This window comes from Bacillus sp. Xin1, from assembly GCF_013314535.1.
Lineage (GTDB): Bacteria > Bacillota > Bacilli > Bacillales > Bacillaceae_G > Bacillus_A.
The window spans coordinates 44681-69556 of sequence record NZ_JABUAE010000008.1 but is presented as its reverse complement, the minus strand read 5'-3'; the positions used below and the strand labels follow the sequence as shown (position 1 = coordinate 69556).

Genomic DNA, 24876 nt, shown 5'->3' with positions numbered 1-24876 from the left:
CCCTTTTCATTTCCATGGAAATATTTAAAAAATATTCAGAATTTTAATAAGAAACTCTAGAATTTTCATATTGATAGTCAAAACATATCCGATATAATTTTTTCACCTCATGATAAGAAGGAATGCGTGGATTATTACTCGGACTTCCACTAGCTAGTGCATCTTTCGCCATTTTTGAAAGAGCATTTTCAAATTCAACCTGATCAATTCCATACTCTCTAAGATTAGGAATACGTAGGTCCAAACAAAGTTTCTTTATTTCAAAAATAGCATGATCAGCAAGTTCTTCATCAGATAATGAATGTAAGTCTGGGTTTATAATCCGCCCAATATCTGCAAGGCGTTTGATTGAGCAAGCTTTTGTAAAATCTAAAACTACTGGTAATATCATCGCATTTGATATACCATGAGGTACATGAAATAGCGCTCCGATTGGCCGTGACATTCCATGAACTAAAGTGACCGTTGCATTTGAAAAAGCAATACCAGCTTGTAAGGAAGCAATCATCATTGCTTCTCTCGCTTCTATATTTTTTCCATTTTCATAGGCAATCCGTAAATGTTTCATAATCGTTCCAATTGCTGCAAGTGCTAGTACATCTGTAAGCGGTTGCGAAAATCTAGAAAGATATGCTTCAACCGCATGACATAATGCATCAATACCTGTTGCTGCGGTAATATTCGGTGGAACAGAACGTGTTAATAATGGATCGATAATTGCTATTTGTGGCGTGAAGTTTGGATGCTTCATCATCATTTTGACATCTGTTTTTGTATTTGTAATAACAGCAACACTTGTCACTTCTGATCCTGTACCAGATGTTGTTGGAATTGCAATAAGAGGTAACGGTTGCTTCTCTACTTCTACATGAGTTTGAACATAATCTCCAATCTCTCCCCCGTTTGTAAACAAAACTGCTACAGCTTTTGCTGCATCAATACAACTGCCCCCACCAAGTCCAATAATAAAATCACATTTTGATTCTGTACATATCGTTAACGCTTCCAAAACATGAATATTAGTTGGTTCCGCATTTACATTTTCATAGGTAATAACATCTATTTTTTTTGCTTTTAGTAGTTTCACGCACGCATCGATATAGCCAAGCTTTCTCATAATAGAATCACTGATAATGAACGCTTTTTTCCCTAATTTAATCGCTTGTTCTCCTAATTTATCAAGTGAATTTCTCCCATACAAAACGTTTTTTGGCATACGAAATTCCGCGATTTCTTGCAAGTAGCCCACCCCTTCTTTCCCTACTAAATATTTTATAATGTGAACCTTCTACTACAATTAATTATCAAATTTAATATTCCACTTCGAATAATTATTTCCTTCCAGACTAATAAATTTATTAGTAGATTCCTGTAAACGTATAAAAAGCAATTACTAAAAATACCGCAACCGTTTTCAATATGGTTACAGCAAATATATCACGATACGATTGTTTATGCGTTAACCCTGTAACAGTAAGAATTGTAATAATCGCTCCGTTATGCGGGAGTGTATCCATTCCTCCCGATGCCATTGAGACAATGCGATGCATAACCTCTAGTGGAATATTATATTGATCGGCTGCTGCAATAAATTTATCTCCCATCGCACTTAAAACAATGCCCATCCCCCCTGAAGCTGAACCTGTAATACCAGCAAGAATATTCGTTGTCACCGCTCCATTCACGAGTGGATTCGTAAACGTTGCAGAAATACTATCTCGTATAATCGCAAACCCAGGAAGTGCTGCAATCACGCCACCAAAGCCAAATTCTGCTCCTGTATTCATTGTTGCCAACAACGCTCCTCCAATACTTGTATTCAATCCAGCTTGGAACCCTGTCACAACACGCTTCCAATATAATAAAAGCGTTGTAATAATTCCGATGATAAGTGCTAATTCTACCGACCAAATTCCAATTACTGCACTTAACTCCACCTTTCCAAATGCCTGCATTCCAATTGCAGAAAAATCAAAACCATTCGGATACCACTTCGGGATTGTCATCGTAAAAAACTTATTCATAACCCCTACTAAAATAAGTGGTACAAAAGCAACGACTTGCTGTGCCCTCGAAATTTCAATACTTTGGAAAGTAGTATGATTCTTTTGCTCTAACTCTAGTGATGCTGCCATTTCAGAATTCCCATCTTCAAAACCAAAATACCCTTCTCCAGCTGCTTTTGCCTTCTTACGCCTGCTCTCTAAATAGATCAAACCTAACGTTAAGACAAAAATTGCTCCAATAATACCAAGTATAGGTGCTGCATAAATATCTGTTTTAAAAAATGTTGTTGGAATTACGTTTTGAATTTGCGGTGATCCTGGAAGTGCATCCATCGTAAACGTAACAGCTCCAAGAACGATCGTTCCTGGTATTAAGCGCTTCGGAATATTCGCTTGACGAAACAGTTTTGCTGCAAATGGATAGACTGCAAATACAACAACATAAACACTGACACCACTATAAGTTAAAACAGCTCCCATTAAAACGATAGCCAAAATGGTCCGCTTTTCACCCACCACGTCAATAATTGTCTTCGCAATTGAATCTGCAATTCCAGACATTTCTACTACTTTACCAAAAATCGCACCAAGTAAAAAAACTGGAAAATATAATTTAATAAAGCCTACCATTTTCTCCATAAAAATATTCGAAAAGAAAGGTAACACAAAACTAGGTTCTGTTAAAAATACCGCAAACAGAGCAAAAATCGGTGCAAATAAAATGACTGAAAAACCTCTATAAGCAACAAACATAAGTAAACTAAGTGCTAATAAAATAATGACGAGCTCCAATTCTCTCACCTTTCTTTTGATTGAAAATTCAATCTCTTTAATCCGTTTTTTTCTGTGTATTCCCTACAAAATCTCTTTTTTGACTATCCAACCCCTTACATTTCTCCCCCTTTTCTCACAAAATTTTTATAATGAAAATAGCATATTTATTATTTATTCTATTACATATGAAAAATCCCTTTAAACGAAAATGAATTAACCACTACTCGTTACAAAGGGATTTCTTTCTTTTATTTTATATTTAGAAACTCTTCTCTCTTGCATAAAAGCCTCGCAACTCTTCGACATGTTTCACAATGTGTGTTGCCCCTGCCTCTTTTAACTCCTCTTCACTTCCATATCCATACAACACACCGATAGAGTCAATTCCACTACGAGTCGCTCCGATTATGTCATGCTTTCTATCTCCGACCATTACTACCTCTTCTCTTTCTAGCTCTGGATTCGTATGTAAAATATATTCAATAATTTCCTCTTTCTTTATACGCGTTCCGTCTAAATTACTACCTACAATTTCTTCAAAAAAATGATTCAAGTTAAAGTGTTCTAACACTTGTCTTGCAAATACAGTTGGTTTTGAAGTTGCGACAAACAGCCTTTTCTTTTCATCCTTTAATTCTTGTAAAATATATGGAATCTTTTCATAAACTTTGTTTTCAAGCAGACCGCTTTGCCGCATATATTCTCGAAAATACGCAACAGCTTGTTCAACTTGTTCTTCATTTATTTTGTATCTATCCGCAAACGAATGCTGAATTGGTGGGCCAATAAAAGATTCTAGCTCTTTCTGATTCGGTTCATCTATTCCCATTTTTCGCAATGCATATAAAACCGAATTGACAATTCCCTCTTTTGGATCTGTTAATGTTCCATCTAAATCAAATAGAAATGTTGTATACCTCCCTGCCTCATACTCTTTGGCACGATTACTATAATATGTATGCATAACACTCCACCCCCTAATTGACAAATCAACATCCTTTCTATATTATCAAAATATTCATTTGTTTTGAATTTTTATTTTTGTGCACATTATTACTCGATTCAAAAGTAGCTATCGTTCTATTGTATGATTAGCATAATTTCATAGAAAAATGGTGACCAAAAATGACGACAACATTAATTTTCATAATGGCTTTCACGATTATCATCCACGCAGTCGAAACAAGTTCTTATAGTATTCGACTAGCTGGGGTTCGTTTAAAAAAGATTGCCGTTGCATTATCCGTAGTTGGAATGGTATTACTCGTTTCACGAACATCCAACTTACTACAAGCTTTTTTACTTGGTGGTATTATTGATCAGGCTAAGAGTGGTGCTTCTGTTAATTTAGAAAGTACAATGCGCCTTGTTTTATTATCCGCTTCTATCGGTACACTGCTCGCAATTATTCTGTACCCAACTTTAACAAAGTTATTTGGATATATAATTCGAAACTTTGAAGCAGATGGTTCATTCATTCGAATGATGAAAACAAACAATATGCAAAAATTGAAGTATACAAAAAAATATGTTCGCTTTCCAAAATTTGAAATGATCCACCGTATGCGAGTTGGTGGTATTCCAAAACGAATTATGCTCATTAATATGTTTGCAACTGCAATTTATACAGCTGGGGTCCTTTCGGCTTTATATGCTTCTTATTTGAGTCCGAAATTCGCAACGAAAGCCATCACGGCTTCCGGTCTTATTAACGGATTTGCTACAATTTTATTAACTGTACTGCTAGATCCGCGTATTGCTCTTTTAACAGAGCGTGCGCTTCAATCAGAAAACGGTGCTGACACAATGAGTAAAATGTTCGGTTGGCTTATGATTTCAAGATTTCTCGGTACATTATTAGCTCAGTTCATATTTGTGCCTGGCGCCTATTGGATTTTATGGATTATTAAACTCACGAATTAAAGAACTGGCAAAGTAAATGGCCTAACATTACAATCTTCCATCCTGAAATTTAATATAAAAAAAAGGTGCTTCTCATTTTTATGAAGCACCTTTTCTTAATTTATTTCAAAAAATCTATCACAGTTTCTGCAAATCGATTTGCCGCTTCATAATGCAGTGTATGACCACTCTCTTCAAAGACAATAATTTCACCATTTTGAGCATCCTTTTTAAAAGTTTCGATTTGTTTTTTACAGGTTACCACATCATATTTCCCTATGATGAGCAACATCGGATTCTCAACATTTTTTAATTTTGATAATAGTGATTGATGAATAGTCCCTTCCTCTTTCAATCTTGTAAAATGAATTTCGGAACGATTATAAAATTCTTCCCATTCTTCTTCACTATATAAACTATAATCCGTTTCATCCTCACCGTAATTATATATTTCCATTCTGTTCTCTTCTAATTCGCCACTTAATTTCGAATAAGCCTCTAGTAGTTCCTCTGAACTAGCATCGCTCTCGATGATCGTTATGCATTCATTCCCCTGTTTTTCTTTTCCATACTTCTTTAGTAGAAATGCTGTCTTTTTTAATAATGCTCTACTAGTTAATGCAAAATCAAAAGTAGGACCTTCAAAAATAATTTTTTGAATAGATTGCGGATACATTTCTGCATATAACAACGCTAGAAAACCACCAAAGGAATGTCCAATAACAGACCATTTTTCAATTTGTAACATCTTCCTTAACTCTTCGCAGTCTTCAATAAGATCCCTTAATCCAAACTGCTCTTGCCTCCCAATCTCTTCCGAACGCCCTACCCCACGTTGATCAATAGCAATGAGTCGAAAAGAATCTTGTAATCGATGTGCTTGATGATAAGAAAAATCAAAACACATCTCACCAGGACCTCCATGTAGATACAATACAGGATGATTTTCCAATGACCCATGAATCTCCACATACAGCTTTTTCCCACGTACTTCCACCATTTCCCCTTGTAATGCTACTTCTTTTTCTTGTTTCATCTTCTCTCTTCCTCTTTTATATTTTTACTTCATATGCAAACAGGAGGACCACGAATCCGTATACGTTATATATCCGTAATATAGTAATACATCCCCTCACCCTCTCAATTCAGAATATTGTAACATTTAAAGTTAAATAATCCCAATTACATTCAAAAAGACAATGATAATCGCAATCGGCGCAACATATCGAAGCAAAAATACCCAGCAAGTAAATATTGATTTTCCGTAATTCCCGCCAACAAAGAATTCTGCTTCTAATACCTTTTTCTCCATTTTAAATGAAACGAAAATACTTATGAATAAGGCTCCAAGCGGCATTAAAATATTACTAGATAAAAAATCTACCGCATCAAAAATATTTTTACCGAAGATTGTAATATCACTCCATACACCAAATGAAAGTGCAGATGGGATACCTATTAAGAAAATTAAAAATCCAATGATCCATGACAATTTCTTTCTTCTTTCTTGCTGCCCATTCGCTAGTGCTGAAACAACTGTTTCAAGTAGAGAAAATGCAGATGTTAACGTTGCAAACGTGAATAACGCAAGAAATACTGTTAAGAAGAAATTTCCAAATGGAATTTGACTAAATACAGATGGTAATACGATAAATAACAAACCTGGTCCTTCTGTTGGCTCCATTCCTAGTGAAAAGACTGCTGGAAAAATAGCAAGCCCTGCGAATAGAGAAACAAATAGGTTCAGTCCAACAATCGTTACCGCAGAACGTGGTAAACTTTCTTTTTTATTTAAGTAAGAACTATACGTGACCATGATTGAAATCCCTATACTAATTGCAAAGAATGATTGTCCCATTGCAAACAAAATACTTTCCGATGTGATTTTTGAGAAATCCGGCTGTAAGAAGAATTTAACCCCTTTCATCGCATCATCAAGTGTTAAGGAGCGAACGATAAGAGCGACAAACAGAACAAACAATGCTGGTAACATATATTTACTCGCTTTTTCAATTCCATTTTGTACTCCTTTTGATACAATCCAAATTGTAATAAACATAAAAGCAAAATGACCAGCAATGGCCCAAACAGGGTCTCCAATTGTTTCTGTAAATAAAGAGCCGTAATTTTGCTGCGGTGTAATCAATTGTCCAGTAATCCCTCTGAATAAATAGATTAATACCCAGCCACCAACAACACTATAAAATGATAGCAAAATAAAACAAGTGCCAACGCCAAGACGTCCTATCCAATGCCATCCTGTATTCGGTGCGATGCTTTTAAATGCTCCAATTGCTTGTTTCTGTGTACTACGCCCTATCATAAATTCAGCTATTAGTAACGGCAGACCTATTAATACTGTAAACAATATAAAGATTAAAAAGAATGCTCCTCCCCCGCTCTTTCCAGCAATATAAGGAAACTTCCATATTGCTCCAAGTCCAATTGCAGATCCTGCTGCGGCCATTATAAAACCTAATTTCGAAGTCCATTGCTCCGTCTGTTTCATCCTATTTTCCTCCTAATTAAATCTTTTTATATTAATAAACGAATATAATTAACCAATCCAAATAAACCCTCCATTTCTTCCTATATATAATAAAAAATGGCCCAGCATCTCTTTATATAAAGAGACGCTAAGCCATTTACTTAACGCGGTACCACTCTTATTGATTCCATTATGAATCCACCTTAGCAGTAATCGTTTGATTACAAACCTGTTATCGAAGGTTAACCGTTAAGATTTACTAAGAATTAGACTTCTGTTCCACCTTACTGCTCCTAGGCGAGTTCAGGATGTTATTTGACTATGTCACACCAACCCATAGCTCTCTGTACAAACACATAACCTTACTACTCCTATTCAACGCAATCTAATATTCTGAATATAATTTCTTTTGAAATTACTACGAATTATATCGTTTATATGTATGACTGTCAAGAAAGATATTTATTTTTTGTCGAAAAAAAGACGTTTTTCTACTTTCAAACAAAAAACTACTACGAAAGAAACTTACTATACAAATCACTATCATAAAAAAGAATCTTCGCATCAAGCACGAAGATTCTTTTCAATTTATGGTACAAGACGCGTACAATCTCTCGGAAATGCGCTCGCTTCTCGTACATTCGATAATTCTAAAAATTTATATACAAGCCTTTCTAATCCAATTCCAAATCCACCATGTGGCGGACAACCATACCGGAATGTATCCATATACGACTGAAATTTTTCATGATGTAACCCTTTTTCTTTAAAAGAAGTAAGTAACATATCGTACTCATGAATGCGCTGCGCACCAGATGTAATCTCTAATCCTTTATACAATAAGTCAAAGGAGTCCGTAACATCTTGATTTTCTTTATTTGGCATCGTGTACATCGGCCTTGCTTCTTTCGGATAATGTGTAATAAAGACAAAATCACTACCGTATGTTTCCTTCACATATTTTCCAAGCAACTTTTCACCTTCTGTATCTAAATCTCCTGCTGGTGATTCTTTATGGTACTTTGTTTTCAAAATATGCTGCGCCTCTGCCAGTGTAACCTTTGGAATTTCCGTAATGATAGGAACTGTAACTTGCAAGAGTTGTAATTCTTTTCCACATTTTTGTTCTACCTTTTCAAACATATAACGTAGAACATCCTTTTCTAATTCCATCACCTCATGAAAATCATGAATAAACCCAAGTTCTACATCTAAAGATATATATTCATTCAAATGACGAGAGGAGTTATGATGTTCTGCTCGATAAACAGGAGCAATTTCAAAAACACGTTCTAGTCCACCAGCTACCATCATTTGTTTATAAAATTGCGGAGATTGAGCTAAATATGCTTCTTTTTGAAAATATGGCAGCTTAAAAACATTTGCGCCACCTTCTGCTCCTTGCGAAACAATTTTTGGTGTAAAGATACGTGTGAAATCGTTCTCTATTAGAAATTCACTAAATGCCTGAACAAGCATAGATTGGATTGTAAAAATCGCTTGAATTCGTTCATGCCGAAGCGATACGACGCGCTCATTCAACATTTGATCTAAACCAACTTGCAATTTTCTTTTATTCACTTCAAAAGGAATTGAATCAGAGGTATTTAACACTTTTACTTCTTCTACAATTACTTCCGCGCCTAATTCTGTTTTTGTAGTCTCCACAAGTTTACCAATAATTTGAACAACACTTTCTACATCTACTTTATATCCAGCTAAGTCCTTTTCTAACACACATTGGATGACACCTGTTCGGTCACGTAATAATAAAAAACTGACATTCCCCAAGTGACGAATTTTTTTTACCCAACCTTGTAGTAAAACCACCTTTTTACTAGACGTTTTACATTCACGAACGAGTGACCGCTTCATTGTTTCGCTCATTATTTTTTCCTCCTATGTGCTCATATTTATTTAGATTATTGTTGTCATCATCATCATCCACGGCCACTCACCTCCTTTCAAAGAATACAAAAATCCGCCCCTATAAATAGGGACGGATTTTTCCGCGGTACCACCCAAATTGTCATACTGACCATCTTAATCCTGATAACGGTAGGTACCGTTTGCTTTTACTAATCATCACGTTCAAAGCAACGCTCACAGGTGTCTTTCCATCATGCGGTATCGCAATCTTTTCAGCAGTCGATTGCTCTCTGTAGACCCTTGCACCATGTACTTTTCCTGTTCATCACTTTTTATATTTACAGAGTATTCTATTCCTTTAAAAGAAAAAACGCAAGTACTTTTTCTTTATTTTCTGATTTTAATTTCAAGTCCATTGTCTTCTACTACCATCCCTCATAATCTTGTCACTAATACAACATCATTTTCATTTGCTACTTCTTCAATTTCTTTTACTATATCCTTTTTATTTAAAAACATCCGTACATTATCTTTTGAATCAATTTATTTACGTTACATGAAAATTTATTTTCCCGCACATATTATTAATAAATTTATTCTGGAGGTCTATACATGAGAAAAATTGTAAGTTTCTCGCTATTACTATTATGCTTGATTATACCAAATCAAGCATCCGCTTATTCTCCACAATCTTTACCTGTCTCACAACATTCAAAACAATAGAAAGTCAATATTGATGAAGTAAAGAAAATAGACAAAGACATAGTACAACCTAAAAAAGGTATTTGTCACACATATCACTTCTCCGTACAAAACATCGGAAAAGATGAAGTTTATAACGTTCAAGTAGAAGTGTTTCGAAATGAACTAAAAACAGAGACAAAATATGAACTATTTTCTTTAAAAGAAGTTCGATTAGCAAGTCGAAAAATAGGATTTGAACATGCGAATTTTCCTGTTTCTATAAAAGTAGACGAAGTAGATGTCATGATTACATGGCAAGAACCTCCTTTCCGCGCCATGCGAAATGGTCAAAAAATTGAGGGAAGGAAATTTAAGGAACATTTTGTTTTTAAGGAATCACAAAAATGAAATGCTTCTACAAGAGTAAAAAAACTCTTTGTACTACCCTATTTATATCTCCAAACTTATAATATAAATATATCAAATGCAAAATTGCGCCATTCTTTCTAAACAATCTTAAGAAAGAATGGCGCTTTTTTATATCATTCTTTTTTCCTTCAAAAACGCTAACTACCTTTCAACTCCTCAGTATGCTCCATCAACTGACCTTAGTGCAGAAGGTTTAATTTTGTATGCAGGAAAAATCAAAGTCAATCACTAATAACCAGTGTGTAAAGGAAATATATTGATTAAAATTGACCTATAAATGGAGGTTTATGATTATGACTCATACCCATTATGCACTAACAACAGGAAAAACAGAACGAGCGATTATCATTGGGGGTGGTATTGGAGGGTTACTAACTGCAAAAGTACTTTCTACCTACTATAAAGAAGTACTTATAGTCGATAAAGATACTTTTCCAGAAAGACCTGACAACCGTCCTGGTACTCCACAAGCCTTTCATCCACATCGTTTTACCCAGCGTGGTAAATTGATTACAGAACGACTCTTTCCAGGCTATGAAAATGATTTAGCAGCACAAGGTGCACCTTCAGCACTAAACAAAACCATCCACAACATGAATCAATATGGCACGATAGAAATGCAATATCCACGGAATGATGTCAAATTCAGTAGGGCCTTGCTTGAATGGGTACTTCGAAAACAAGTAAAAAAAATTTCTAATGTTAGTTTTCTCACAAATCATAACGTAATGGATTTATCAATGAAAATTGATCAAACAACTGTTACAGGAGTCAAAGTCTCAGAACGCGGAAAATCTGAACAAATACGTTCACTGCATGCTGATTTGATAGTTGATACGAGTGGTCGTTCCTCTAAACTAGTAAATTGGCTTCAAAATCACGGTTATGATATTCCAGAATCAGATCGTTTGAAAGTCTCTCTTGGATATAGTACCCGCCGTTATAATGTCCCTTCCCACCTACTCCCTCTTACAGACAAATGGGACACAATTAACATTGCAGGACAGCCTACTAAAGAAACTTTTACAGGCGTCTTTTCCTTTATTGAAAATAATATTGCCGAAATGTTACTCTACCGTCCGGGCGGACATTTTCCTCCTACAAATGCCGAAGAGTTTGAACAGGCTATTACTCAACTCCCAAGTCCGATAATCGGCGAGATTTTGCATGAGTTTGAACCAATATGCTCCCCTCGGAGTTATCGTGTTCCAGAACTGTTTCGTCATCACTTTGAACAAATGGATCGATGGCCCTCTGGATTGTTAGTCTTAGGTGACGCATTCTGTATTTACGATCCTATTTTTGGCCAAGGAATGACCGTTGCTGCAATTGAAGTAGAAGTTCTCGAGTCCTGCTTGCAAGAACAACAAAATAATCCTACTCCACATTTTGAACAAAGAGTCCTCAAAAAAATGCAAGATGTAATCGAACCAGCTTGGTGGCTCAATTGTGCTACTGATTTACAGTGGGAAGGTGTCGAATATGTAAGTTCACAACAATTGAAAGGTATTTCTTTTGGTCAAAAATATATGGATTTATTTCTTAAATATGCAACAACGGAGCGTGATTTCAAATTATACGGAATGTATTGGGCAGTAAACTCATTAGCCGTCTCACCACATACTATATTTGATCCACAGCTAGTAACTACCATTCTCACTTCATCTACTGAAGGACAGCGCTTCCTTGATGAACTCTTACTAGCCCATGGTCAATCATTAGATGTAGTATTAAATCAAATTGTACCCACTTTCTCTCAGACTGTCTTTGCATCAGTAAATCAATAAATTTGGAAAACCCCTAGATGAATGGATAGGTAATTTTTGATAGTAAATACAAATAATAAAGAAACCCTGGCATAATCGGTGTTATGCCAGGGTTTCTTTATCATTCATTCATATTCTTAATTCGAACTAATTCCTCTCGCTGCCCAAATCCGATCAATTTCCGCTGCATGTTTTCCCCCGTAAAGTAGTGCATCTGCCTGCTTAATCGCTTTTGCCCCATCACGGAATGTCGCATTTGGCGTTAATGACCAATGTGATTGTAAAATAATTTTTGTCGCTACATCACGGCCAAAAGCTTGCGCCATTTCATATTCTCCTTGCGCCCAAATTTCTCCATCTGCATGTACTTCATTTTGCACATCTCTTGGGTACACCTTATTATTATCTAATCGGCGTAAGCATGTTGGATTTGAGCTGGAATAAGAAGCCGCATCCCATTCTCCTACGCAGGCTTTTCCATATCCTGTCGTTGATGCAGCATCCTCATAAGTTGCACCTAAGAAATCTCCAAATCCTTCTCCCATCGCCCCGCCTTCTGCAGAATTTCCGAAGCCTGGAACTTGATTATCTTGAATCGAATGCCCATATTCATGTGCGATAATTCCTGCATCCTCAGCATCATCTACTCCACCCGTTCCGAATGTCAAAGCTTTCGTTGATGGCGAATAGAAAGAATTATCAGCTGTCGTTCCATTCACATTTACTTTAATTGAGCGATTATTAATATTCTCAAAACCTATTTGCTGAATATATCGTTGTAAAGTATCAATATGGTAATATGCCATTACATCTTCAAAACTATCATTAGAACGAGTGTAATTAAATTGAAGAGTTGAAGATTTTGTTTTTGCCTTTGAAGAAATTGTGACATAATCTCCAATTAAAAAGCCAGTTCCATTCAAACCTTTTAGAGTAACCGTTTTTAATTGATTATTTAATTCTACTGAATCTTTATCATTATTATCCTTTAATCCAGTTAAACTACCACTTGATACAACAGGATTAGGCAAGAATACTTTTCCTGTCCCCTCTGCTTTCCGGTTTATATCTACTTTTTTTAGTAACTTTCCACTCTCAGCATCAATAAATGTTTCCCACGCACCAAATGGCTGATTGGAGTGGACTACAACTCGGTATACTGGAATAGCAATTCCATCTTCAATAACATACCCAAATTCATTCATTGTTGGAGCCCATAAATTTTGTTCACTTTCTCCGCCAACATATGCCTTTGATTTTTGTTCTGCATCTTTTTCACTAATCTTTTGCTTTATTTCTTTCACACTCTGAACAGGCTGATAATCAGAAACTGCAAGTAATCCTTGACCTTTTCCATTAAGAGTCACGGTTATTTGTCTTGAAAATACAGGAGCACCATTTACTACTTGTTGAAATCTAACATAGGAAGCTACCTGTGTATCCGTTGTTGAAATATACTGTAAGTCTGATAGATCCGGCTTTAATGAATATTGCGCGGCATTCGCTTTTAAATATTCGGCTGCTTTTTCCTGAGGAGAATACCTATCTATCTTTACTTGTTTCTCTTCCACCGCGGAAACAGTCGATACTGTCCCTAGTACTAACGGTATTGCTGTAGCAATTGCCACTACTCTTTTTTTCAACATTCGAATCACTCTCCACTCTCTTTAATAAATTTTGAATGTACGAGTAATTCTATAAGGTGGATTACATTACCTTTCTCTTTTTCACACGAATAGATAAAGTAATATTTTTTCAATATTTGTGTATGAACGTAATAAATACTTTCGAAAAATATAACTCACTATGAGTATTGCATAGCATATTTAAAGGACGTTTTCCCCATGGAAATTAAAAGAAGAATTATTGAATTAGATTTTGTGTTAATATTCGCTATTTTTTTCTTCATTTTTTGTATATTATTTAGTATTTTCTGGAGAAATAAATTTTCTAGAGGACCTATAGAGCGGATTATGAGAAAGATTACTGGGTGAATTATTAATTGATTAATCTATTTTTTATAAATAAAACCATAGCTAACGACACTATGTTTTAGCTATGGTTTCAATAATTTTTAAATATTGCACATCACCTAAACCATACTGAGGAAACAAATGAAATAAATCTTTCAGTAATTCATCCTGGGGTTTATCTAGATGTTTTTTAATATAAGCTGTAATTTCGTTATCTTTCTTTAAGTATTCCAAATATAGACTGATTCCCTGAAACATGACCGGTATTAATTGAACGTTAGGAAAACGATACTGGATCAATACCTGCTGATAAATTTCGTTATAACCTTTTGGAAACATCTCAAGTTCTGCTACCTCATAAGTCATTTCATTCACCATTTGGAAGAATACTTTACCTTTATATCCCAATTGCTCTAAATATGCCAGCACCGTCAGCAAGTTCATCTGACAGAACATGTCATCACCAAACCATAAAACAATGCATTTGTAACGTTTTTTAAGCAGTAGTTTCAAAGGAGCAACGGTAATATTCTCATATTCTTGTAAAGATACCTGATGTCCTGAAGCTCTTAATTTTTTAAATTCATCACTAAAAATTATATCACTTGTTTCATGTGAACACATAGCTTCATTAAAAAGAACATAATCACTTTTTCTCATTAATTGATGTGTTTGAAATTGCTCATACATTGCCTGTCCATTTAAAATATTCAATATCTCTCGATCAAACTGATCATACATTTTGTTCTGTAAAGCTTCAATCTTTAATTTTTGTGAAATATCTATCATAATCACCTCTGCCGCATGTGTTCTAAACAAAAAGAATACTGATGTTTTTATATAAGTTGTGTTTCTTTATCGTTTTCAACTGCAAACAGGTTATAATCCCTGTCTCTTTCGTAGAATAAAAACGAAATCCTGCATAATTCACACAGGATTTTGTAACTTCACTTTTTATCCCGCATTAACGGGCATTAAGACTCCCACCTCAAGATTCAGAGAGAAACAAGGAAAATAGGTGGGAGATCAACTGCCCGTAAAAGCCCGATTGGTAAGAGGTGAGAATCCGTGGGGGATGTCCCCCCCCCACGGATTAAAGTTTCGCTTTATTACATACTACTTTTTGCAATTTAGCTAGCTCGACTTAATTTGATTCGAACCTTTTTCTCACCTAAAGAAATTTCATCATCCTCTTGTGTTAACGTGTGGAATGTAAATTGCTGTACTAACAAGCTTTCTTCTAACAAATCTTTATATTTTGTTAGCGTGTTCTGTAATTCAGCTTCTGTATCAAGAATTACATCTACTCGCAAATTAACTGGTAAATTCAACTGTTTTCGATACTCTTGAACAGCTCGGATAAACTCTCGTGCTACTCCTTCTTGTAACAATTCGTTTGTTACGTTTGTATCTAACATGACTGTATATTGTCCATTTGTTGTATTAGAAAATCCTGCTTTTGGTACTTGTTCTACGAATACATCTTCAAGTGTTACTATAACCTGTTCTCCTGAGACAAGCTTATGTGTTGCTCTTTCATCTACAACAAAATTTTGTACTTCTTCTTGCGATAATTGTTTTAGCCATTGATTTACAGCATTGACGTTCTTCCCAAACTTTGGTCCTGCCGTCTTAAAATTCAACTTTAATTGATATGTTGTATACTTCGTTTCATCTAATTCTACATGAAATGCTTTTACATTCAGTTCATCCATTACAATATCACGATAAGATCCCCAGTCCACTTTCTGCTCATGATGATCAAGTAATACAAGCTCTGCTAATGGTTGTTTTACTTTTAATGCATGTTGATTTCGATTACTACGCCCGAGCTCAACAACTTGTAAAACAGCATCCATTTCTTGTTCTAGTTTTGTTTGAATAACCATTTCATCTACTACTGGATAATCCGCTAAATGAACGCTACTTCCTTCTAAGTTAAGATGAATATCTTCCGCTACAAATGGAGTAAACGGAGCCAGTAATTTACTAATTGTTACAAGCACTTCATGAAGTGTTTCATATGCCGCAGCCTTTTCAGGATTCATGCCAGACTCCCAAAAACGATTGCGAGAACGTCTTACATACCAGTTACTGACCTCATCTACAAGAGCCGCAATTTCACGAGCTGCATTTGTAAATTGATACTCTTCTAATGCGTTTCTTACTTTTTTCGTTGTACTGTGAAGACGTGATAGTACCCACTCATCTAGTTTTGTTCTCTTAACCTCGTACTTCCCTTTTGGATCATATTCATCTAAATTTGCGTATAAAACATAAAAGCTATATACATTCACAAGTGTATCTACAAGTTTTGATTTCGCTTCTTGCACTGTTCTTTCTGAAAAACGCTTTGCATTCCATGGTGCACTATCAACGAGAAGTGCCCATCTTAATGCATCTGCACCAAACTTTTCAACTAACTCTACTGGATCCAATGCATTCCCTTTACTTTTAGACATTTTCTGTCCTTGTTCATCTAGCACATGTCCAAGGGATAACACACGTTTGTATGGTACTTTTCCAGTATATAAAGCCGCTACTGCTAATAAGCTATAAAACCAACCACGCGTTTGATCAACACCTTCAGCGATTACATCAGCTGGAAATTGCTCCTCAAAAAACTCTTTATTTTCAAACGGATAATGATATTGTGCAAATGGCATTGAACCGCTATCAAACCATACATCGATTACTTCTGGCGTACGAGTCATTGAATTGCCGCATTTTTCACAGCATACTTTCACTTCATCTACATACGGTTTATGAAGCTCTAAATTTTCATCTGTCTGCCTTGCGCTATGCTTTCTTAATTCATCGATACTCTTAGGCGCAAATTGATGATCACAGTTTTCGCATTCCCATACATTTAACGGTGTTCCCCAGTATCGTTTCCGGCTAATATTCCAATCCACCATATTCTCTAAAAATTTCCCGAATCGCCCGTGTTTCATATGATCTGGATACCATGTGACTGCATCATTATTCTGTAAGAAAGTCTCTTTAATCTCAGTTGTCCGAATGAACCAGCTTTCTCCAGCATAGTACAGGAGTGGTGAATCACAGCGCCAGCAATGCGGATAACTATGTTCATATTTCTCTTTATGGTATAGCAAGCCTTCTCCAGCTAAATAACGAACAATATCAACATCACATTCTTTCACAAACTTACCTTGTAAAAATGGAACAGCGTCCGTATACTTCCCTTGCTCATCCACAACATGTAGGAACGATAACCCTTGATTTTGCACCACTTTATAATCATCTTCTCCATAAGCTGGTGCGATATGAACAAGCCCCGTTCCGCTATCTCCTGTAACAAAGTCTGCTGAAATAACACGGTATCCATTCGTAACTTCATCCATAGGAAATGGTGCTACGTATGAAGTACCTACTAATTCTTCTCCTTTATGAGTAGATAATACTTGATAGCCATCTTTTAATACGTAATTTGCACGCTCTTTTGCGACAATATAAACAGTTCCATCTTTCTCTGCTTTCACATATTCCATATCCGGATGTACAGCAAGTGCTACATTGGCAGGCAACGTCCACGGAGTTGTTGTCCATCCGAGAAAATATTCATTTTCACTATTTAACACTTTAAATTTCACAGTCGCACTTAAATCTTTTACTGTTTTATATCCTTGCGCCACTTCATGCGAACTAAGTGATGTTTGGCAACTTGGGCAATACGGCGAAACTCGATGTCCTTTATATAGCAGCCCTTTTTCATGAATTGTTCCAAGAATATTCCATACACTTTCGATATAATAATTCTCCAACGTTACATACGGGGCATCCATATCAACCCAATATCCGATGCTCTCAGTAAATTCACGCCACTGCTTTTCATACGTAAATACACTTTCCCTACATTTTTGAATAAATGGTTCAATTCCGTATTCTTCAATCTCATGTTTACCAGAGATACCAAGCTGTTTTTCAACTCCTAATTCTACCGGTAATCCATGTGTATCCCAGCCAGCTTTTCGGAGTACTTTATATCCAGTCATTGTTTTATATCTTGCCACTAAATCTTTAATTGTTCGTCCAAGCGCATGCCCCACGTGCGGCAATCCATTTGCAGTTGGTGGCCCTTCATAAAAAACGAAAGATTGTGCACCTTCACGATTTCGAATGGATTGCTCAAAGATATTCTGCTTGTTCCACTGCTTGCGAATACGTGTTTCTCTCCCTACAGCTGATTCTTTTACATCTACCTTCTCCATTTACAATCACTCCTTTGAAATTTTGTAAAAGCACACAAAAAACCCGTCCCTATAAGTAGGGACGGGTTTACCCGCGTTACCACCCTAATTCTATTAGCATCTTCACCAATAGCACTTAGCAACGTACTAACATACGCGTTCTTTGTAACGGTAGACATCCGTCCGAGCTTACTTTATTCAGCCACGGCTCCTCGGAGATGATTTTCAAATAAAGTCTGTACACCGGCTTTCAGCATAGTGCCGGCTCTCTGGAGAACAGTACGATATTTTACTCTTTCTCGTCTTCAGATTTGTATACTTTTATTAACAGTTATTTTATTCCATGAAACAGATAATTGTCAATCAATTCAAAAATATATTTTCATTTTCATCCTAAATTTCGAATCTTATACATCATAAAAGATTTCTGTTACTTTATCGTTTCCCATACTTCCACTAAATCTTCATCATCTTCCGCAAGTTCTGCAAAAAATCCAGTTTCATCTTCATGAAGAACTGTTTCAAGTTCTGCTTTCGCCTCAGCATTTCTATTTAAAACAGCTAAATAGCATGCTCTATTGTATCGAACTAACAAATCCGAAGAATCGAAAGATAATATATAATTTGTTAGCTCTTCTGCCTTTTCTGTTTTTCCAATCTGTTGATAAGACGCTGCTAATGCGAGAAACATCGTATGATCTTTTGGATGATGCAAGACTCCCTCTTCTAACATTGAAATAGAATCTTCAAATCTCGCTTCACTTTGATAGATTTCCGCTAAAACAAGGAATGCACGGCTCACAAAAGGCATTCTTTCAATTAATTGTAAACAGATTTTTTCTGCCTGTTTCTCTTCCCCTAACATGAACTGAACATTGGAATGTAATAACAGAGTGTTATAATCATTGGGCTCTTCTCTAATCATCTGTTTTATGAATTCAAGAGCATCTCTTAACATCTCTTCATCTTCATCACCGTGTTCGATGAGAAGATTTACAAGTTGCCTTACCGTGCTAACATCCCAAATGTTTTCTAATGATGTTTGTAATACATCTATCGCTTCTTTAATCATATTTCCGTTTTCATAAAATATCGCTAACCGCTGCGCTGCCATACTATTTCTAGCATTTAACTTTAAAGAGATTTCAAATAAATCAATTACAGTTGTAATAAGCGAGATTTCTTTCGCACGGTTTTTCATTCGATAAAATGCTCTTGTAAAAATTGATTTCTTCGGTTCTTCATTTTGTTGTTGCGCAGTTAATCTCTCAGCAAGTACAGATGCAGCATACATAAATGCAGTGCTTCTTTCTTTTTTCTTAACGGGCAACAAATGAAGAGAATCTCGTATTTGAGATACTTTCCGCTGTTGTTCCATCGCTTGAACGTACACTTCAAATACACGCTCATTTTCAATGTCTTGTCTTATTAAACTTGTAACAAATGGAAGCGCTTCTGAATCCCTTTTTTTAACAAGTACTTTTGCATAGTGATATCGTACTTCTACATGTTCCTCATCTATTTGTAAAGCTTCTTCCACTAGCTCTTGTTCTTTCTCTCTCTCTTTCATGGCACCATATACATATGCAAGGGCATCTAAACGCCACATTTCATCTACTTTACCATCTAATTTATCTAACTCAGATAAAAGCTCTTTATGAAGACAATTTTCTACTGAAAGCTCTGCTAAATACTCCATATTTACGATCATCGGCTCTTGCAGCATTGCCTGAAACATATGATATTGTTCTTTTAGACGATTTTCTTCTTTTTCATATATTTCCGCTAGCTTTACGTGCACTCCAATAAAAGTTGAATCCATTTCTAAACAAGTCTCATACGCATTTTTTGCCGATTCCAATTCTCCTAATGCCATAAGGGATTCACCAATGCGATAATACGGAAGCGTGCTCTTTCTGAGCTTTATTGCCTGATGGTATCGTTTCATTGCTTGATCATATTGTCCAAGAGATTCATATAAAATACCAGCATAACAGTCATACTCGATTACATCTGGTCTTTCTTTTCCTAATTTCCTTAAAAAGGTTATCCCACGTTGTACAAATACCGTTCCTTCAACTCTATTTACATATTCTTCTAACATATTTGCTATATTATTTTTCAAACATCGGATACCCTTCTCTAACTTAGACAACGCTATCTTTAATTGTTCTTCATTAGCTCCTAATTCAATTTCAGCATCCCACAGTACCATTCCTGCATTCATAAGAAACTCATCATTTTGTTCAAATTGCTGTTCCATACTAAAAATATAACGCTTTGCATCACCATACTGTTCTTTTGCCATATAAATTTGAATCAAACCAAAATGAGAATAAACATCTCTATTATTCTCTTCTAAAGCACGTTTATATATTTTTTCAGCTTCTTCAAATTCATCATTTTGAAAATGTAAATCTCCTAATCGAACATATAATGACGTTGCTTCTTCACAATTTTCGATACCCTGCAATAAAATTTCTTCTGCACCCTTCTTATCATCTAAATCTAATTCATATATTTCTGAGAGTTTCACATATGGATATGATACTGTTTTATCTAATTGAATTGCTGTGCGAAGTCCTTTGATTGCTAAATGCAATTTCTCCATTTGATGCGCACATTTGGCTCTTTCATACCATATATGTGCTTCACACTTATATTCTTTCAATAAATCATTAAACACTTCATATGCTTCCTTATAGCGCTCTAAATCCATTAAGATCAAACCATGGTTTACAAGAACAAACCGATCAGGATGACGCCCTAGTGCAATTTGTGACATTTTCAAGCCCTGTTCAGACTGATCGATATACATATATGATAATGCTAGAAAACTCCATGCGATTGGCTGATCAGCATCTAATTGTAACGATGAGCGAAAACTAGAAATTGCTTCCTCATACTCTTCCTTCTCTAAAGAATAGCGTCCATGTATAAAATGATACAATGCTTGATTATTCTTTTTCTCGACACTTTGTAAGACATCACTAGCTCGCTCCATATCTTGTATACGGATAAAGCATTGTGCACTATGAAGCTTAACAAAGTCTGAATCTGGATATTTCTTTATTAACCTTTCAGCACAAAAAAGAATAAACTCCTGATTTACTTCCACATCCATATGTTTAATTGTATATAACCACGTGTACGGATTTTCGCTTGTCTCTTGTAAAAATGAAACTAATTTTTCAATTCCTTGTTTATCCTGTTCTTCTAAATGATCCGTCAAAGAGAATAGCTTGCGGAAATATACATCTTCCTCTTCTACTAAAAATGACAATTGTTCCTTTTCCTCCTTAGGAACAAATACAATAGATAGGCCATCGGTGTAACGATATCTTTCCTGCAGCTTCTCATATTCAATAAAAAGTGGTTCCAAAAAGTTAGGATCTTGAACAAAAAAAGCTTGTAACTGATCATCATATCCAGAAAGAACTTGAACGTGGGATGCATGTTCAATATCTATACTTAATAAAACTGGAATGTTTCGGTCAAGTAATGCTTTATAATTCTTTTCGTTTCCCTTGAAATAACGACAAACATAGCCCATTTTTTCTAAATACGTAACCGTATCTGAAAACTTCGATCCTGTTACATCAAATATATGATCCGCAATTTCATCTTGTGTACACCTTTCTCCCCATAAGTGGAGCATCATCTCCAAGCTCGCTGGAACACAATAGTTATCTTTTTGTACGATTGGTACTAATGGTAATCTTATTTTTTTTCCAGCCCGGTATTTTTCCATATTATGATATAGCGACTTTTTTAAACATACTTCCGTTTTTAATAAAACAAGTAAATCCTGAGTTTTATTCAGTTTATACAACGCTTCTGCACGTAAATGTGTAAAATAAGTTTTATATGAATGATACGGCAATATCCGATTGATCTTATCTATTACAATTAGCATTTCCTCATAACGCTGTAAATCTAGTAAATGTTTCAACTTCTCAAAATAAAAATACGGTACTTGCGGAAACTGATCTATCGCGTCGTTAATCAGTTGTAACGCTCGTTTCTGTTCGCCTTTATATGCATACAGCTGTGATAATAGATAGATCGCTAATTCTTCATTTTCCTTATGATCCATTCTAGCTAAAAGCGAGTTCTCTGCTTTCTCCCATTCTCCTGTTTGTATATAAAAATAGCCCCATTTATCAAAAACTGGACGTGTACTATAACTTTCAGCTTTTTTCATATATTGGAATGCTTCTTCATTTCGTTTCATTTCTAGTAGGCACCTTACCAATGTAAAATATGCTTTAGATAAAATATCAGAATCTATTTGATCTACCTTTATATCTTCCAAGGCGTCCTTTAATAATTTTTCAGCATCAAGTATTTTTCGGTCATCAATTAGCTCATCACAATATAACGAGAGCGTTCTCATATTTGGAAATTTTTTATATGAATAGCGGATTAAAAAGGCACTATATTGGTGCATAAGCCCTTCGTCAGTGAGACGGATCAGTGTATCAAATTCCTTAGTGGATGAAATCGAAGAAAGCCATTCTTTCAAATAAGAGAATTTATTGACTTCTTTTATACGAGAAATTTCACTATTTACATCTTGTAATCCGTCTACAAATCGTTTTTCTTTCAAACATGTCTCCAGTCGCCTCAATTCTAACATGCATTCACCTCAAGTAATTATTTTTATTACGCATCGTTGACCACTCCCACAGCTAAAGCTCGTGGGCTTTCCCGCTCACAAATTCTGTAAGTAGTATCCTTATCTGCTTTCTTAGATTTTACACAGTATATATAAGGTATTCAATAAAAACCTTATATAATTCTCAATATTAAACGATATAGTTTAAATTATTGTTTAAAAATAAGAAAAACAACTATTTTTGCATCTATTTTATTCAATTTAATAAGTTTTTTGTATCTTATCTACATAAAAAAACCGTGAATTATTCACGGTTTTTTCCTTTTGAAAAGCTAATCGCAATTGTTCCAGCACCTGCATGAACAGCAAAAGATATAGGAAGTGGGTAAATTAAAAACTTCATTTCAGGAAATGCTGCTCTGAAATCAGCAATCCATTCTTCTGCTCCTTCTTTATCATTCGCATGGAATACATGAACTACTTCCGGCAGTTCTTTTTCAAGTTCGCTTCGCATATATTCTTTACATTTTTGTATTTTACGAACTTTCTTCTCCAACACAAGTTCACCATGTTTTACTTCTAGAATTAAGTTTACACTTAGTAGACTGCCTAGTATAAATTGTACACCTTTCACACGTCCACTTGCATATAGACCTTTCAAATCCTTTGGAAATACATAGTAAGGACTACGTTCCACATGTTGTATTGTCTTTTGTATATCTTGTAAAGTCATACCTTCACGGTATAACGTTTGCGCTTTTGTTAAAATTTCATCCATTGGATAACTTGTTGTTTCACTATCTATTACGATTAAAGGAAATCCTGCCATTTCTGCAGCAAGTTTCATATTTTGGTAAGTACCACTTACTCTTCCGCTAATTGTGATAGCAAATCCTTCTTCATACTCTTCTTTACATTTCGAGAAAAGAGCAACCATTTCTCCTAAATTTGGTTGTGACGTCGTTACTGTTACACCTTCTTTTAACGCATCGTAAACACGTTCACGAACACCTTCTTCACAGTCTTTATAGGCTGTACCATTAATAACAATTTCAATCGGTATAACAAAATTATCTGCACCTGTTGTAAAGTTTGCAGTTGTACTATCAGTAAACCAAGCAACACGCTTCATGTTGTTCCTCCCTTGTGTTTGTCCTTTTCTTGAACTTTTCCCACAATTCTATCTATTTTAGTTATAAAAAAGGACTATGCCATGTTATCATAACAAGACTATCTCTGTTTTTCCATATGAGATGGGTGATTTAAGCAAGGTTTTCAAAATTAATATCGAATCTATTTTCATTCGTACACGATTTTGACATATTTACTTTTAGAAAATACTATCAAACTAAAAAATAAGACTTCTAACATGTATACATGCATTAGAAGTCTTAACTCATTTAGACAAAATGAATTTAATTAAAAGTCCCACTATAAGTGATAACATTGTATATATGATAACCCAGGGAAAAAGGGTTTCATTTGCATAAATCAACATAAATAGTAAGGAAAATATGAAAATAATGATTGGCATAATAAATATTTTTTTGAACTTCCAATAAACAATCGCATTTAATATAATCGTAAGAACTGGAAATAGAATCAAAACTAAGAACATTATATTACTAAATATGCCTACCATTTGCTCGCTTCCTCCTATCTCTTTAAAAAAAACTCCAGTATCGCAAGTCGACCATTATTTCAACAACTTAATGATATTTTTAGCGTATGTACCATTCACTTCATAACCCGCTCCATGTTGTTCATTGGTACTCTCTACAAACATAACCTGCTTATTGTTTCCTTCTAACCACACAAAAAAATCTTGTTTATCTCCACCACTATATTTAAATGTCATTACAGCATTCATATTGTTCCGCGCTTCTTTATCTAAGAGCACATCTTTCTTTTTTGCATTTTGAAGACTATCAACGACCGTTTGCATAATAGATTCGCTAGCTAGTTCTTTACTATTGTTTGTCTTTGTATTTTTTAACTCAATAGAAGCCACATCTTTATTTTCAAATTGTACAACTTTTGTGATGGTGGCTATCGATGTAGCGTTATCTTTCTCTTCCTTATCAGAAAAATCTGAGCAACCTACAACACCTAAAAATAATGTACATACCATGCAAGAAGCTATTAATTTTTTCAAG

At 35.2% G+C, this 24876-nt stretch carries 15 protein-coding genes, 2 pseudogenes and 3 other annotated features; of the genes and pseudogenes, 4 read left to right on the top strand and 13 right to left on the bottom strand.

The window, feature by feature from the left end:
- Window positions 1-43: 43 nt before the first annotated feature.
- The 3 genes from HRG09_RS10385 to HRG09_RS10375 form a co-directional block, all read right to left on the bottom strand.
- Window positions 44-1249 carry an iron-containing alcohol dehydrogenase gene (locus HRG09_RS10385; protein WP_309232094.1) on the bottom strand — a complete coding sequence of 402 codons (1206 nt, stop codon included), beginning with the start codon at window positions 1247-1249 and terminating at the stop codon, window positions 44-46.
- Window positions 1250-1358: 109 nt separating this feature from the next.
- The gene (locus tag HRG09_RS10380) at window positions 1359-2798 is read right to left on the bottom strand and encodes a GntP family permease (RefSeq protein WP_174100702.1); all 1440 of its coding nucleotides are present in this window, start codon (window positions 2796-2798) and stop codon (window positions 1359-1361) included.
- A 241-nt stretch (window positions 2799-3039) separates the two neighbouring features.
- A complete protein-coding gene (locus HRG09_RS10375; RefSeq protein WP_174100701.1) occupies window positions 3040-3744 on the bottom strand; it encodes an HAD family hydrolase in 705 nt (234 codons plus the stop codon).
- 161 nt (window positions 3745-3905) lie between these two features.
- Here HRG09_RS10375 and HRG09_RS10370 point away from each other — a divergent pair, with 161 nt between their 5' ends.
- On the top strand, window positions 3906-4703 hold the full coding sequence (locus tag HRG09_RS10370) for a lipid II flippase Amj family protein (protein WP_174100700.1): 798 nt from the start codon (window positions 3906-3908) through the stop codon (window positions 4701-4703).
- 100 nt (window positions 4704-4803) lie between these two features.
- On the opposite strand, the gene HRG09_RS10365 is transcribed toward HRG09_RS10370, so the two are convergent.
- The 3 genes from HRG09_RS10365 to aspS form a co-directional block, all read right to left on the bottom strand.
- The gene (locus HRG09_RS10365) at window positions 4804-5718 is read right to left on the bottom strand and encodes an alpha/beta fold hydrolase (protein WP_174100699.1); all 915 of its coding nucleotides are present in this window, start codon (window positions 5716-5718) and stop codon (window positions 4804-4806) included.
- 132 nt (window positions 5719-5850) lie between these two features.
- Window positions 5851-7191 (bottom strand): sodium-dependent transporter, encoded by a 1341-nt coding sequence (locus HRG09_RS10360; RefSeq protein WP_174100698.1) that lies wholly within the window; start codon window positions 7189-7191, stop codon window positions 5851-5853.
- 117 nt (window positions 7192-7308) lie between these two features.
- Window positions 7309-7558: a binding site (T-box leader), on the bottom strand.
- A gap of 200 nt (window positions 7559-7758) precedes the next feature.
- The gene (gene aspS, locus HRG09_RS10355) at window positions 7759-9057 is read right to left on the bottom strand and encodes an aspartate--tRNA(Asn) ligase (protein ID WP_174100697.1); all 1299 of its coding nucleotides are present in this window, start codon (window positions 9055-9057) and stop codon (window positions 7759-7761) included.
- A gap of 105 nt (window positions 9058-9162) precedes the next feature.
- Window positions 9163-9374 (bottom strand) — a binding site (T-box leader).
- A 277-nt stretch (window positions 9375-9651) separates the two neighbouring features.
- Between aspS and HRG09_RS10350 the strand changes: the two are divergent.
- Window positions 9652-10131 (top strand): annotated as a pseudogene (locus tag HRG09_RS10350) (hypothetical protein).
- Window positions 10132-10445: 314 nt separating this feature from the next.
- Window positions 10446-11939 (top strand): NAD(P)/FAD-dependent oxidoreductase, encoded by a 1494-nt coding sequence (locus HRG09_RS10345; protein WP_174100696.1) that lies wholly within the window; start codon window positions 10446-10448, stop codon window positions 11937-11939.
- A 116-nt stretch (window positions 11940-12055) separates the two neighbouring features.
- On the opposite strand, the gene HRG09_RS10340 is transcribed toward HRG09_RS10345, so the two are convergent.
- A complete protein-coding gene (locus tag HRG09_RS10340; protein ID WP_174100695.1) occupies window positions 12056-13564 on the bottom strand; it encodes a M36 family metallopeptidase in 1509 nt (502 codons plus the stop codon).
- A 231-nt stretch (window positions 13565-13795) separates the two neighbouring features.
- On the opposite strand from HRG09_RS10340, the pseudogene HRG09_RS10335 reads away from it, so the two are divergent.
- Window positions 13796-13912: pseudogene (locus HRG09_RS10335) on the top strand (DUF418 domain-containing protein); the annotation flags it as partial.
- Window positions 13913-13963: 51 nt separating this feature from the next.
- Here the strand turns inward: HRG09_RS10335 and HRG09_RS10330 are convergent.
- The 6 genes from HRG09_RS10330 to HRG09_RS10305 form a co-directional block, all read right to left on the bottom strand.
- Window positions 13964-14680, bottom strand: coding sequence for an AraC family transcriptional regulator (locus HRG09_RS10330; protein WP_217447991.1), 717 nt, complete (start codon window positions 14678-14680; stop codon window positions 13964-13966).
- A gap of 341 nt (window positions 14681-15021) precedes the next feature.
- Entirely contained in the window at window positions 15022-18123 is a 3102-nt protein-coding gene (gene ileS / locus HRG09_RS10325; RefSeq protein WP_174100694.1) for an isoleucine--tRNA ligase, read from the bottom strand.
- Window positions 18124-18177: 54 nt separating this feature from the next.
- Window positions 18178-18417: a binding site (T-box leader), on the bottom strand.
- Between the two features lie 115 nt (window positions 18418-18532).
- Window positions 18533-22741 (bottom strand): bacteriocin-processing peptidase family protein, encoded by a 4209-nt coding sequence (locus tag HRG09_RS10320; RefSeq protein ID WP_174100693.1) that lies wholly within the window; start codon window positions 22739-22741, stop codon window positions 18533-18535.
- A 283-nt stretch (window positions 22742-23024) separates the two neighbouring features.
- The gene (locus HRG09_RS10315) at window positions 23025-23852 is read right to left on the bottom strand and encodes a DegV family protein (RefSeq protein WP_174100692.1); all 828 of its coding nucleotides are present in this window, start codon (window positions 23850-23852) and stop codon (window positions 23025-23027) included.
- A gap of 264 nt (window positions 23853-24116) precedes the next feature.
- A complete protein-coding gene (locus tag HRG09_RS29650; protein ID WP_375335755.1) occupies window positions 24117-24338 on the bottom strand; it encodes a DUF2651 family protein in 222 nt (73 codons plus the stop codon).
- 78 nt (window positions 24339-24416) lie between these two features.
- Window positions 24417-24875, bottom strand: a complete 459-nt coding sequence (locus HRG09_RS10305) for a hypothetical protein (RefSeq protein ID WP_174100690.1) — start codon at window positions 24873-24875, stop codon at window positions 24417-24419.
- Between the last annotated feature and the right edge of the window lies 1 nt (window position 24876).